The sequence below is a fragment of the Priestia iocasae genome, from assembly GCF_016909075.1.
Classification (GTDB): Bacteria; Bacillota; Bacilli; order Bacillales; family Bacillaceae_H; genus Priestia; species Priestia iocasae.
Genome location: NZ_JAFBFC010000004.1, coordinates 528,554 through 541,537 on the forward strand (window position 1 = coordinate 528,554; position 12,984 = coordinate 541,537).

At 36.8% G+C, this 12,984-nt stretch carries 14 protein-coding genes and 1 riboswitch; of the genes, 3 read left to right on the plus strand and 11 right to left on the minus strand.

Annotated features, from left to right (window positions below; all coding sequences use genetic code 11):
- Nucleotides 1-529: 529 nt before the first annotated feature.
- The 5 genes from JOC83_RS13830 to JOC83_RS13850 form a co-directional block, all read right to left on the minus strand.
- Nucleotides 530-1,048, minus strand: a complete 519-nt coding sequence (locus JOC83_RS13830; RefSeq protein ID WP_205187943.1) for a hypothetical protein — start codon at nt 1,046-1,048, stop codon at nt 530-532.
- Between the two features lie 73 nt (nt 1,049-1,121).
- A complete protein-coding gene (locus tag JOC83_RS13835) occupies nt 1,122-2,021 on the minus strand; it encodes a GNAT family N-acetyltransferase (RefSeq protein WP_205187944.1) in 900 nt (299 codons plus the stop codon).
- Between the two features lie 165 nt (nt 2,022-2,186).
- On the minus strand, nt 2,187-2,447 hold the full coding sequence (locus JOC83_RS13840) for a metal-sensitive transcriptional regulator (protein ID WP_205187945.1): 261 nt from the start codon (nt 2,445-2,447) through the stop codon (nt 2,187-2,189).
- A 17-nt stretch (nt 2,448-2,464) separates the two neighbouring features.
- Nucleotides 2,465-2,800, minus strand: coding sequence for a rhodanese-like domain-containing protein (locus tag JOC83_RS13845; RefSeq protein ID WP_205187946.1), 336 nt, complete (start codon nt 2,798-2,800; stop codon nt 2,465-2,467).
- 118 nt (nt 2,801-2,918) lie between these two features.
- A complete protein-coding gene (locus tag JOC83_RS13850; RefSeq protein ID WP_205187947.1) occupies nt 2,919-3,167 on the minus strand; it encodes a YueH family protein in 249 nt (82 codons plus the stop codon).
- 306 nt (nt 3,168-3,473) lie between these two features.
- Here JOC83_RS13850 and JOC83_RS20205 point away from each other — a divergent pair, with 306 nt between their 5' ends.
- Nucleotides 3,474-3,602, plus strand: coding sequence for a hypothetical protein (locus JOC83_RS20205; protein WP_275580435.1), 129 nt, complete (start codon nt 3,474-3,476; stop codon nt 3,600-3,602).
- A gap of 157 nt (nt 3,603-3,759) precedes the next feature.
- Here JOC83_RS20205 and JOC83_RS13855 read toward each other — a convergent pair whose 3' ends face one another.
- The 3 genes from JOC83_RS13855 to JOC83_RS13865 form a co-directional block, all read right to left on the minus strand.
- Nucleotides 3,760-4,122, minus strand: coding sequence for a YidH family protein (locus tag JOC83_RS13855; RefSeq protein WP_205187948.1), 363 nt, complete (start codon nt 4,120-4,122; stop codon nt 3,760-3,762).
- 155 nt (nt 4,123-4,277) lie between these two features.
- Nucleotides 4,278-5,822 (minus strand): methyl-accepting chemotaxis protein, encoded by a 1,545-nt coding sequence (locus JOC83_RS13860; protein ID WP_205187949.1) that lies wholly within the window; start codon nt 5,820-5,822, stop codon nt 4,278-4,280.
- A gap of 67 nt (nt 5,823-5,889) precedes the next feature.
- A riboswitch (cyclic di-GMP riboswitch) is annotated at nt 5,890-5,973 on the minus strand.
- 136 nt (nt 5,974-6,109) lie between these two features.
- Entirely contained in the window at nt 6,110-6,895 is a 786-nt protein-coding gene (locus tag JOC83_RS13865) for a sulfite exporter TauE/SafE family protein (RefSeq protein WP_205187950.1), read from the minus strand.
- Nucleotides 6,896-7,103: 208 nt separating this feature from the next.
- Between JOC83_RS13865 and JOC83_RS13870 the strand changes: the two genes are divergently transcribed.
- Nucleotides 7,104-7,676 carry a GNAT family N-acetyltransferase gene (locus JOC83_RS13870; RefSeq protein WP_205187951.1) on the plus strand — a complete coding sequence of 191 codons (573 nt, stop codon included), beginning with the start codon at nt 7,104-7,106 and terminating at the stop codon, nt 7,674-7,676.
- 22 nt (nt 7,677-7,698) lie between these two features.
- On the opposite strand, the gene JOC83_RS13875 is transcribed toward JOC83_RS13870, so the two are convergent.
- The 3 genes from JOC83_RS13875 to JOC83_RS13885 all read right to left on the minus strand — a co-directional run bounded on the left by JOC83_RS13875 (nt 7,699) and on the right by JOC83_RS13885 (nt 11,675).
- Complete coding sequence (locus JOC83_RS13875; protein ID WP_205187952.1) at nt 7,699-8,424, minus strand: hypothetical protein; 726 nt, start codon at nt 8,422-8,424, stop codon at nt 7,699-7,701.
- Between the two features lie 186 nt (nt 8,425-8,610).
- Nucleotides 8,611-10,971 carry a penicillin acylase family protein gene (locus JOC83_RS13880; RefSeq protein WP_205187953.1) on the minus strand — a complete coding sequence of 787 codons (2,361 nt, stop codon included), beginning with the start codon at nt 10,969-10,971 and terminating at the stop codon, nt 8,611-8,613.
- 239 nt (nt 10,972-11,210) lie between these two features.
- Nucleotides 11,211-11,675, minus strand: coding sequence for an NUDIX domain-containing protein (locus tag JOC83_RS13885; protein ID WP_239583512.1), 465 nt, complete (start codon nt 11,673-11,675; stop codon nt 11,211-11,213).
- 285 nt (nt 11,676-11,960) lie between these two features.
- On the opposite strand from JOC83_RS13885, the gene JOC83_RS13890 reads away from it, so the two are divergent.
- A complete protein-coding gene (locus JOC83_RS13890; protein ID WP_205187954.1) occupies nt 11,961-12,593 on the plus strand; it encodes a YitT family protein in 633 nt (210 codons plus the stop codon).
- Nucleotides 12,594-12,984 lie beyond the last annotated feature (391 nt).

Consider the following 12,984-nt stretch of genomic DNA (forward strand, 5'->3'; position numbering starts at 1 on the left):
TCAAATTACTTTGATAAAAATATACTAATATAGTAATAATTTAACTGGAGACGAAGGTTACCCTGCCACTGGCATATTCTAGCACACTTTTTTTTAGTTATAAATGTAAATAACAGGATTTATAGCTTAAATACCCCCAAAATCGGTTTGTTATTCCAAGAAAACGTTATCAGAAAGTGCTACCATTGGCTTTATATCAACGAAATATAACATTATTGAACGTTTTGTGACAAAAAACAGACAGAATTTTGAACGGATTAGATGACACAAAAAAGACACTTTTCTCACTGTTAAATCCGCTGTTTTCCTCACTTTTTCTCCTGTAAATACGTATGGGTAGAATAGCATTTGTATGTACTAAAATCGACATGTCCTTTGTCAAATTTGTGAACGAAATAAAGGAATTGAAGTTATGCAACAGAAAGAACCCTCGTCAATCCATTCAGTAAGTTTTATGGAATGGTGAGTGACGAGGGTTCTTGTACCTATGTGAACGAGTACGCTGTTTACTATGTGAGAATGTGTTTTCTTACTGCTGCTTTATCCATGTTTGCAAAGTAACATCGTCTCCTTCAGCGTTTAAAAGCGTGATATCAGCTGGAAATGGTTGTTTGACATCTTCAGAAATCTCTTCATATAAAATAAAGTAATCATTCTTTGGAACTTGTAAATCAAATGAATAGTTATCTTTAGATAAGCGAGCTTTTAATCGATGTATTTCATTACTTGGGTTTCGCCCCACAAAAATCCCATATAAGCCGTTACTCGTTTCGATACCATCGTAATCAACTAAATTGTTTACACGACTGCTTACAACAATTTTAAACTTTTGATTCCATCCTTTTTTTAAAATGGCGTAGCCTCCAAGCTCATTCGGAAATGCATAGAGAGCAATATATGTATTTGAAGCACCGATTTGTTGGATGTCTTGAATCTTTAACTGAATTTGCTCTTGTTTGTTATCACGATTCTCCCACTTCATAAGCCCTTGTTCGATTTCCTTTGCTTTGTTGGGCACTTGATACTGTATGTATTGATAAGCTATCACTCCAGCTCCAATTATAAGCAATAGCAACGTTATCTTTCTTACTTTTCGAATACATGCTCACCTTCCTCAATCCTCAACTCCCCTTTTGTTTTTCCACATCTATTTGTTTGTAAACATCCTTGTTTTTCCTATACACAGATAATTCATGCTTTATTTGAAAGCCTACTTTTTCATATAATGAGATAGCTCTTTTGTGAGAGAGATTTACACATAGAGACAATTCATTGATGGTATCAAAGGAAAAAAGCCAGGTAATCGCATGAGTAAGCAGCTTTTGTGCGTATCCTTTTCCTTCGTACTGTTTTTGTACCCCAATATACTCGATGCTCCCTTCACCATAATTAGGATCAGCTTCTACATACACATATCCCACCAAAGCCTGATCACACACCATTATGAATAGCACATGATTTTCATTTAATTGCTTTAGAATTGCTTCTCCACTATAGTACGTCACTGGAAATAGTGTGTTGTGAAGAGTGATAAAGTCTTGTGCATACGATGAACAAAATAAAGAAACGTCTTTATAAGATTCGAGTTTTGCTTTTCTTTTTTGTACGTCTAAAACCGCTTGTTCACTTTGCTGAGAAGCTCCTATCTCATTTAAAAATGTGTGTACGGTGTCATTTTCTTTGTTTACAAAAAAAGTATAGGTATGTATTCTCGGCTCCATCTCTTTCGTAAAGTGTAACCATAAAGGGGTTAGCCACTTCTTATCCATTACCCAAGGCCCCCACATTTCGGCTTCTTTTGTCTCTTCATTCATGTCAGCACCTAGTACCCCCACTATGTTTCCTTCGTGTTTAACGACCAACAATGGACTAGTGACATGTAAAAAAAGTTCTTCAAGCGCTTCATAAATTTCCAATGAATTGGTTCCACAATAGCCAATATGATGTTCGTTCTTGCCATTCATTTTACTTAAAAACAAACTAACCTCTTCTAGCTCATTCTTTTGCACATCACGAATCATGGTACGTCCCCCTTTTGTTTGTATATGTACATATTCAACAACAACAAAAAATCTCATTTATAAATGAGATTTTTTGTTTGTTGATTGAACTTCGCTCTACTTTTTATCCATTATTCTTTTCCATGACATTTCCATAAAAAAAAGCGACAACTATTGTTATCGCTTTTACCTGCTTTTTATGAGAAGGCTTATGGCCTCTTCTACAATTTTAGATGTTTCTTCTCCTGCATCTTGGCGCTCAATGATACATTGTTCGAGATTTGTCGCAACGATTTGAGCAATTGTACGATCAACAGCACTTCGAACAGCAGATAATTGAGTTACAACATCTTTGCAGTGTTTATCTTCTTCCATCATTCGTAACACACCGCGTACTTGACCTTCAATACGTTTTAAGCGATTTTTCGTTTGATCTGTATATTCCATTTCTTTCACCCTTTCACTTACAATTCTTGCGCACACCAGTAACCTTTCACTTGATAACCATATTTCTTTAATTGACGAATGCTTAAATTACGTGTGAGCGCATCTGGCACAATGACAACCACTTCTTTTGACGGAATCGAGTGATGATGCCTAGCTAGGTACGGAAGTGGAATATGAACAGCTTGTTGACAAGGCTCTTTTTTCATTTCATGAAAGTGACGTACGTCCACAAATGCAACTGAATTAGACGAACAGTCTAGTGACTGCATTTTTTTTATTCCTTGAACAGGTATATAACGCTTATATAAAATTAACAATATAACACTTGTAATGGTTATTAATACAATACTCATTGTATCCTCCTAGACTTCATTTTATACCCCTACCTGTATATTAGCTAATACAGTGAGAAATTGTCAACAAAAGGATACCCTGACTGCTTTATTTCTTTATTTAATGAAGTAAAACGAATTACATTTCACGAACCCAGAAATTAATTTTATTTGTTAACTCTTCTGCAACCTCTTCATTTACTCGTTCTAACAAAGAAGCGCGTAAACGAGCTTTACATGTATTCATCTCTTCCTCATAAGCAATAATGGTTGACCACTCAATACTAGGAATGGCAATCAATGTATACTCTTCCTTTTTATTTTCATGAACAAATACTTGCTCAATGAGCATATCTTCATGGCGAACATTGGCTTTACGAATCTTCATATGTAACTCAAACTCCTTACTATAAAATCTTTATACGTCCCATCATAATACGTTTTTAACCATTTGACTACAAATTGAATCACTTTCATCTGAAAAAGCTTGTAATGTTTTCGTTTGTTGAATTGTATGATGAACGTATCATCATTTTTCACAATGTAGCGTACTAAATCATTTCACATGTTTCATTTGCTACAAGAATTTTAATAATTTGTGAATTTTTCAAACTAATATTGTTTATAGCCTCATTCTTTATTATGATATTAGTAAGCTTAATTATCTATCGATGATGGAGGATGAGTACATACAATGAATCAACCACGTGTTGAAAAAAGTAAAAAACGAAAACAGTTTGTAGAGAAGCTAAAGCTTAAAGGTATTAAAATCGAATTAACCAAGCCTCGATCGCATTTTTCATCTCTTTCACTCTCAAAATAACATCTCGCGTATAACTTCAGTCTTTCTCATATATGTATCATAACGGAAGCGGATGATGTTGATCATCCGCTTCTTGCTTACTTTCATTGCTCTAATTTCTGACACAAGTTTGTTAAATCCACATCTTATCAAGGTTGTATTTAATCATCAGGTGAAATTACGTTGTAAAAAAGTACAAACCTAATAATAGAATAAGAAAAATAAGGGCCATTGAAATAACGACAACTGAAGTAGAAGCCGAACGAAATGAGCCGCTATTGATGTCTTTCCGTTTTTTCATGTAATTAAAGGTAGCAAAGAAAATCATTAACACCCCAATAGAAATAGAAGCAATCATCATTATAACCGTTACATTTTCACGAATAATGCTTCCTACTCCAAAAAAGTTCACATATAAGCTAACAGCTAAAAATGCCATTCCGACAACAGAGATAGACGTTCGAATCCACGCTAAATATGTTCGTTCGTTAGCTAAATGTTGTTGAATATACTTCGATTCATCCACGTTTTCCTGTTTCATCCCTCTCTCTCCTATCTTTATTCCTTGTTTAGCAATGACTCACGTACAAACATTTCTAGTGTCACCATTCCTATTGTATTTATGATTCCATTACCAATTATCCTTCTATCATCTATACATAAATACATAAAACACCTTGAAACAATCTAATCGTTTCAAGGTGTTTTTTCATGTAGGTGATACATGGATTTCATATCATAAATAAGGTTCTCCACATTTTGTCCCAGTTCTGTTAATGATGTTGCAATTTCGTTAACAGAATAAGCTGACTCTGTCTGATAATTCATTGATTCAGCAATCGACTCTGATAAACCAAGCGCTTCTTCTGCCACATCACTTACGGTGTGAAGGGACTTTGTTACTTCAATAGACCCTTCTCTTAAAAACGTTGATTGAGTCATCACGTCATGAATTTGTGACTCTAACGCTTGAATAGAGGCGGATATATTCGTGAATAGCGACTCAGTAGAGTGAACAAATTGAAACGCTTGTGTCACTTCCTCTTTTCCTTTGCTTGATACAATGACCGCTTTTTCAGCTTCTTCTTGAATACTAGTTATTTTATGATGAATTTGCTCTGCTGCTTCATTACTTATAGAAGCTAATTTTCTTACTTCTTCCGCTACAATCGCAAACCCTTTTCCATGCTCACCTGCTCTCGCTGCTTCAATCGATGCATTTAAGGCAAGCAAATTGGTTTGCTTTGAGATGTCTGTAATGATAGACACTGAGCTTGAGATATCACTCGAAAGATCACCTAACTCTTGGATGATTCCTGCCATTTCGTTTACAACCACCTGCAGACTATCAATTCGTTCTACAATTGTCTTTACGGTTTCCTGACCTTCTGTCGCTCTTCTCGTCGTTAATTGCGATTCTTGATTCACAGTGGATGTATATTGTGCAATTTGATCAATACCTTGAACCATCTCTTTTAGTAGCTGTTCACTATTTTTCACTTGCGCAAGTTGCTTCTCTGTATCTTCTTTCATTGAATCTACAGAAGCAGATATTTCATCTATAGCGACAGTAGATTCCATAGAGCCTTTCGTTAGCATCGTAACAGTATCATTAATTTGACTTGTTGCTTCCGTTAAACGATTCATAACTTCTATTGATGTTTGAAAATGTTCTTCATTTTGAAGCTTAAGCATCTTTTCATACGTTAACTTTGTATGTAAGAACCAAATGGTTGCACCACTTGTGAAGATTAAAAACAATGCGTGAACAAGTAAAAGTGAAAAATGATAGTCTGTTGTGCCACAAAGTAGTTGAGGAAAGAGAAAGTATCCTGCTATGTGCTGAATGGCAAAGATAATGGTACTAACAAGTAATAAAGCAATGGATTCAAAGAAAGCAATAAATGCAATAACCATAAAAATCGAAAAGTGATATTCAACTAACCCGTTTCCACCAGCTACAATTGAAATACTACTAAACGTCATCGTGAGGGTCACAAATAACGGAACTGCCTTTTCTTTTTTTAATCGATTCAGCACAACCGAGATAATCAGCAGGATAATAGGCAACAGAAAAAATACATCTTGAAGCAGACTCATGCCAGCTCCTATATCTCCTATCCCCTTCATAAGGTGATAAGATTCTAAAAAGTGAAACTGTCGATGTAATACGTGAGTGAGAATAGATAAGAAAACCGTAAAGCTTGCTAATACGATCATACGTGTGTGTTTTTGAATCATTTCTTTTCTCCTTTCTCGCCTTTTACATAGGATGAGTGGGTTTCATTCCATAAAAAAAGACCATACAAGAAAGTATGATCGGTTGCACTACTAGCTCCAAACAACCCAAGTGCCCACATACAGGTTGCTTTTCAACGCTTCTTCATTTTATAGGAATATTGAGTTAAGACGATGTTCCTATAATAATAAATCAGCAATCATCTGACAAGTAGTTTATATGTCATTTATTAAATAAATCGACATTTTTTTCCTAAAAAGGAGTTTAACCTTTATATGTACACCTGTTCTCAATGAACATTTTTTTGAAAGATATCAAACCAAATTTTGACGGAGGTTACCATAATCACAACGGCTAAAATCACTTGTAGTGACTTTGTTTTCGTCTTTTGACCTATATAGGCACCAAGTGGAGCTGCCAATATACTTGCAAGGACGATCATCAATGCTGGTAAAAAGAGAATTTGCCCTGTTGTTAACTTTCCAATGGTTGTCCCAATTGACGAAATACCTGTAATGGCAAGAGAGCTTGCGATGGTTACCCGAATTGGTAGGTGTAGAATAGAAATCATGATGGGAACGAGTAAAAAAGCCCCTCCTGCTCCAACAATACCACCACCTATTCCAACTAGAAGAGAAAGAGAAATCGCAAGTGGCTTAGAAAACGTCACTTGATCATTTTCCACTTCTGCTGTTTTAGGAAGCAGTAAAAGAAAAGCTGCGATTGTTGCCATGATAGCATAGATAAAGTTAATCACTCGTTCTTCAACATGAAAGGAAGCGGTACTGCCAATTAAACTTCCAATAAGGACACTTAGCCCCATACATAAAATAAGAGGTAGATGTAAGTAACCATTCTTCCGATAAGAAAATGCACCAATCACCGATGCTGATAAGGCTTGTACAGCACCAATACCAGCTACATCATGTGCTTGAAACACCCCTACTCCCAATATAGGAGGAACGAAGAGTAACAAAGGATACAAAATGACCGATCCACCAATACCAAGCATTCCAGCTAAAAAAGAACCAATAAAACCAATCCCAAACACCGTAATCATTAACTCAAATTCCATGTTATCACCTGCTGCCTCATACACTCTTTTTTGTATTGTGCAATGAAAAATCCCCTTCTATGTATACTCTATCCTTACAATTTCATTACAGTTTAAGTGTAACAGACTTAAATGAAGAAAATCGTAAAAAGAGAATAAATAAGAATGTTCTTATTATTTGTTTTTTTATGGTAAGATAAAAAGAAATGTCAATAGGTGGGGAATGTCGATGTTTGAACTAAAGATAAATGATGAGTTAAAACTAAGGCTGGTTGAGCATGAGGATGCTATTTCGTTAACTGAATTAATTAACGAATCAAGGGATTATTTACGTTCATGGCTCCCATGGGTAGATGGTATCCAACATGCTTCAGATTACGATGACATCATTCCTCAATGGTACAATCAATATCTTGATAACCAAGGGTTTCAAGCCGTGATTGTCTACCAAAATCAAATTGTTGGAATGGTAGGATTTCATGGAATTAACTGGGCAAATCAAAGCACGAGCATTGGATATTGGATTGGAGAGCGCTTTCAAAATAAGGGCATTATGACTAAATCAGTTGTTACCTGCCTATCTTATGCATTTGCTATACTTGGTTTGCATCGAGTGGAAATTCGCTGTGGCGTCAACAATGTAAAAAGCCGTGCGATCCCTGAACGACTTGGCTTCACACATGAAGGCACCGCACGTGATGGAGAGTATCTATATAATCATTATCATGATTTAGCGATTTACAGTCTCCTCTCACATGAATGGGATCAACTTCAAGAAAATAAAGCATCTTCTTCACAATAACGGATGGAATTACCATCCTTTTTTATTTTCCTTCCTCCTCATCTTCCCAATCTTCTTCATCTAACGGTATAACACCGGCTTCAGGGTCTATGATTGGTGTATAAGCTTTTAAAAACTGATGAAGATGAGCCGCTAACTCGGTTAATTGTTGAACCTGTAATGCTTCTTCTTGCTCTGATAAACGCTCGGATTGAAAAATAAGCTCGTAATTTGGAAGTTCAATCGTGATCATATATAAACCACCTTCTAATACGTAATAGCAAAGTTTTGGGCCACGGCGGCTATATGATACATATAAATCCATATGATAATCATGCTTTCCTTGCGAGATTTTCACATCTATTTCTTGGTTTTCAAGCCAACATGTAATATCTTGCATAAGTGACCAACCAAAATGCTCAATTTTCAACTCTTCCTCTTCTCCATCTAAGCTTCCGTGATAAATCGCATCTTTTAATGTGAGCCATTCAGACCAAAAGACCGCTTTTTGAAAGAGAGATGGAGCTGTTGTTGACTGAATGGTTGGACCATAATGATGAAAGGAAACCTTTTCATAAAACCCATCTTCTTCAAATTCCCAATAATAGGTTAACGTTGCATCTGGTGTTACAACAAAAGAAGCAAGTGGAACAATCGCGTAGGCTCTTTGATCCCCTGTTTGTACTTCATGAGCAAGCGGGGGCATATTTTTTTGCTGACGAAAAGCTAAAAATTCGCTCCACGTAAATCGATGAAAAATTGTCATCATTACTCTCCTCCTTTTCACCTATCACTACGATATTAAGATAGGACACCGTTTAGAAGCTAAGACACGCTAATCGTTGTGTTTTAACTCTTTTTACCTCCTTCCACGATCACTTTATCATCATGTACATCCTTTCAAGCGATTTAGAGATAACACACAAAATAAAAAAGCGAGAACACTCTCGCTTTTTTAAGGAATCAAGGTTAACGTTGTGCCATGTGGATCATCAATCTTTGTTTCATGATACATTCCTTCTACCCAAGCCTCTGTTTGGTTACTATACCACTTACTCTTTACATGACCAGATTGACCCGGACCGACAAGATGATAGCCTTTACTTGTATCATTCATATCGATAACAAATCGCCATGATCCACCGTGATTGACCATTCCTGTTTCATCATTCCATCCGACAGCTTGAACTGTTACACGACTGCCAGCAACCGGTAAAGGAGCTTGGCGATTGAAAATTGATTTTAGTGCAGGGACACTTGAAAGTGGATGAACAAATGAAATTTGATGATAGTCTCCCCATTTCCACGCTTCCACCTTCTCTCCAAACTCATTCGTAAGGTCCTCAACAGTATGGGTAAGAGATGATGTTAAGATTTTTTGTAAGCCGCCTTTTTCATCAATCCAAGTGATGGACTCGCCTTTGTAACTTTTACGAAGCAACTCATCAATGATTTGCCCTCTTCCTTTAAATAAAGCTAAAAGCTCTGGTGAAAGTTCTGCTGCAAACAACGTGTCATCAATTTCCTTCATCCAACGGTGAAAAATTAACGGTGCTGCTTGATTTATACGATCTTGATAATTCCAGCTCTTTAACTGTTGTAAAGCCGCTTTTTCCTGTGAATCAAGCTCTGTATGACGCAATGCATCAAGAAAGAGTGGAACAAATTCTTCTGCTTGTAAGTTGTATGGATCCATTTGCAAGGCTTTCATGTCTTCTACTGTCAGCTTGTCTTTCTCATTTAACACTTGCTGAATTCGCATTTGACGATATGGCTGTGCCCATACGTGACTAATATGATAAGGGTATTGATGATCAATGACTTTATTATTGGCCGTTGAGATGAAGCCTTCTTTTGGATTAATGGTGTGAGGAAGTTCATTAAACGGAATAAATCCTTCCCACTCATACTCGTTCGTCCAACCTGGTACAGGAAGCAATCCATCCCCTTTTTTACGAATTGGGATTCGTCCGTTTGCTTTATAAGCAATCGTTCCATCTTTATGAGCAAACACAAAGTTCTGTGCAGGTGTATGGAACTGCTCAAGTGCTTGTTCAAATTCAGCCCAGCTTTTCGCTTTGTTCATATTTACTATTGCTTCTAATTCATTTGATGGATCAAGTGCTGTCCATCTTAAGGAGAATACCGTATTGTCTTTGTTCTCATATGCAAATTCTGAAAGGACAGGACCATGACGCGTAATGGTTACTTCATATGGAATGGTTTCACCCTCTTTGACGACAATAGGCTCTGAAATCACATCTGCTTTTTCCCACTTGTTGTTATATAAAAACTCATCTTTTTTGTCTGGATGTCGCTTTTCGATGTATAAATCTTGTACATCTGGACCTGTATTCGTGACGCCCCAAGCAATTGTATCGTTATGACCTAGAATAATTCCGGGGATACCAGCGAGTATGACACCGCTTACATTTAAGTTCAGCGTTTGTAAATGCGTTTGATACCAAATAGATGGGGTCGCTAATGATAAATGGGGATCATCTGCTAGAATAGGCTTTCCTGATTCACTTTTCTCACCACTTATGACCCAGTTATTGCTTCCATTAAATTCTGGTGGGATAACGGCTGTAGCGAAGCTTTTCTCGACATCCACGGACTCTTCCTTGACGATTGTTGGTGCTTCTTTTGGGTACGTTGGAAACAGTTCATACGCTTTCTCTTTTGGGAATTGCTTTAGAAGTTCATAGCGAAATGCTTGACCTTGCCAATGCCCCCCTAAATCAAAAGCCATATATTTGCCGATAGTAAGTGAGTCAACAGGCGTCCACTTCTCTGGCTGATAGCCTAAAAGTGTAAACTCCACTGGCAACGGATGATGTGTAAGGTACGCATTGACACCTTCTGCATACCATGCAAGAATTTGCTTTGCTTCTTCTGAATAGATGTCATAAGAAGCAATTGCGGCTCGTCTTAATCCAAGTGTACGAAAGTACTTATCGCGATTGACTGCTGCTTCTCCAACAACTTCACTTAATCGTCCTGACGCTTGTCTTCTGCTTAAATCCATTTGAAACATGCGGTCTTGGGCGGTTACAAATCCTTGTGCGATATACAGATCTCGTTCGGTTTCTGCTTGAATATGTGGAACTCCTTGTTCGTCCCTTACAACCGTTACAGGGTGTTCAAGACCTTTGATTTGAAGTGTACCTGACGTTTGTGGAGCTGAACGAGTAATGTACCATTCAATCGTAAATATTGTCCCTAAACCTACCAGTGTCAAAATAGAAAAGGTCCATAAGCTAATTATGAACATCTTTCGTTTACGCTGCTGTTTTTTATGAAGTAAAACTTCCATCTTCATCCCCCCTAAAGCTAACAGTTCGCTTGAAGAGACAAAGTTCCTTCTATCTCCAAAACTTTTTACGCTCGTTTACCGAAAGACAGGGATCTCTACCGTTGTCATAGTAATGCTTATTTTGTTTTACAAAAACTAGATTATGACTGAACATTTATTGTCGGATTAAGTGTTTATGATAAGTCTACTTACAAGAGGCTGTCTGAAGAAATCTCTTTCTCTCTTCAGACAGCCTCTCATTAATTTGTATCTCCAATATATGTAGGAACGTGTTCACCAAATCGATAGCTTAAAATAAGCTTTTTCAATGCCGCAGGATAGACTCTCTTTTCAAGCAGTGAATGAACAGAGATCCATTCAGCTCCAAGTTGACCGGAGTCAGGCAACACACCATTTTGAATGTGTGCAGCAGGATTTTTTAGTGTGCAATGATAAATAAATTCTACTTGGTGAATATGATGGTCGGTTTCTGAGAATTCATGGTTTTTTCCAATGTACTCGCGGACAAATGCAAGGGAACCTATTGTTACTTCTGCACCAATTTCTTCAACGCACTCTCGCTGAAGCGCATCAATGATAGGTTCCTGATAGTCTTGCCCTCCACCTGGAAGAGCATAATAGCCCCCTTCTTCATCTTCGTACTTTAACAATAGTACTCGTTCGTCTTCCATGATTAATGCTTTTGCTGAGTTGCGAATCGTCAACTCTCACACCCCCAAAGTGTTGTATATAAAGTTTCACATCCCATCACTAGTTTACTATATTTTCTATTTTGTTTGTGTAAAAACTCAGAAAATATTAAAGCGCTTTCAATTAACATGTTAATTTTCTAAGATAATAGAAATTTATGAAAATTCAATCCAAATGTCAGGTTGTCTATCAGACCCCTTACAAACTGTTGAGAAATGTAGTAAAATAGGAATTGTAGTTTTTTTACATTGTCTATTAATGATTAATTTTAGCATAAAAATACATAAAGGAGTATGATTATGAATTCAACAAAACAATGGTTGCACATCACAATTGGTTGCTTGCTTGTATCCATTGGTGTCTATTTACTAAACACTTCTAATTTAGTTATTGGCGGGACAGCAGGCATGAGCATTATCATGCAACACATCACAAATATCTCATTTGGTGTTCTTTTCTTCATTATTAATCTACCATTCTATTTCATGGCCGTTACACAAATTGGCTTACAATTTACTATACGTAGCTTTATTAGTGTTAGTATATTATCTGTTTTATCAGATTTTCTAGCAGCATTTGTTACGATTGAACTTCCACACCCACTTGTTGGCGCTATTGCTGGAGGTCTTTTCGTTGGATTTGGTCTCATCTTTCTCTTCCGTAACGGCTCTTCATTAGGCGGCATTAACATGCTTTGTGTCTTCCTTGATAAACGTTTTGGAATCAATCCTGGTAAAACGATGTTAGCAACTGACGTCATTATTGTTGGTTCTGCTACAGCTGTATTTGGTATCGCACAAGTGTTATATTCACTTGTTGGGATTTTTGTGATGAGCGCCGTGCTTGGACGTTATCACAAAAAATCACCAATCGAACAAAACAATCAACATCTTGAAGAAGAAGCAACGTACGGACGTGAAAGTCAAGCTTAACAAAAAACGCATAACAGCTTTCCAAAAGTTGTTCAGATTACTTTGAAAAGCATTAGAAATCGAGTATAAAGCCACAAAGGTTTTATACTCTTTTTTTTGAAACGTAAAGGCAGTTATTGTTTTCATTCCCGAATTAACAGAATGGCACTAGCTAACACTACTTTGTTATTTCGAATGCGATTAAGGTAATTTGAGCGGTAAAAATTAATAAAAACAATAGGAAATTTATGTTAAAATAGTGAAGAGAAATGGTTAATCATTTAATTATCTTGAACTACCCACCACTTATTGACCTTACGGTCTAATTGAAGTGGGGGATTCCTAAGAACACAAACCTATCGGTTTGTTATTGATTAGGCTATCCCCGCAGTTCCTGCGGTTAATCGCAATG

Coding starts and splice junctions, on each gene's coding strand:
- JOC83_RS13835 (WP_205187944.1), bottom strand. CDS start 2,021: ATGATTCGTGATGTGCAAAAGAATGAGCTAGAAGAGGTTAGTTTGTTT.
- JOC83_RS13840 (WP_205187945.1), bottom strand. CDS start 2,447: ATGGAATATACAGATCAAACGAAAAATCGCTTAAAACGTATTGAAGGT.
- JOC83_RS13845 (WP_205187946.1), bottom strand. CDS start 2,800: ATGAGTATTGTATTAATAACCATTACAAGTGTTATATTGTTAATTTTA.
- JOC83_RS13850 (WP_205187947.1), bottom strand. CDS start 3,167: ATGAAGATTCGTAAAGCCAATGTTCGCCATGAAGATATGCTCATTGAG.
- JOC83_RS20205 (WP_275580435.1), top strand. CDS start 3,474: ATGAATCAACCACGTGTTGAAAAAAGTAAAAAACGAAAACAGTTTGTA.
- JOC83_RS13855 (WP_205187948.1), bottom strand. CDS start 4,122: ATGAAACAGGAAAACGTGGATGAATCGAAGTATATTCAACAACATTTA.
- JOC83_RS13860 (WP_205187949.1), bottom strand. CDS start 5,822: ATGATTCAAAAACACACACGTATGATCGTATTAGCAAGCTTTACGGTT.
- JOC83_RS13865 (WP_205187950.1), bottom strand. CDS start 6,895: ATGGAATTTGAGTTAATGATTACGGTGTTTGGGATTGGTTTTATTGGT.
- JOC83_RS13870 (WP_205187951.1), top strand. CDS start 7,104: ATGTTTGAACTAAAGATAAATGATGAGTTAAAACTAAGGCTGGTTGAG.
- JOC83_RS13875 (WP_205187952.1), bottom strand. CDS start 8,424: ATGATGACAATTTTTCATCGATTTACGTGGAGCGAATTTTTAGCTTTT.
- JOC83_RS13880 (WP_205187953.1), bottom strand. CDS start 10,971: ATGGAAGTTTTACTTCATAAAAAACAGCAGCGTAAACGAAAGATGTTC.
- JOC83_RS13890 (WP_205187954.1), top strand. CDS start 11,961: ATGAATTCAACAAAACAATGGTTGCACATCACAATTGGTTGCTTGCTT.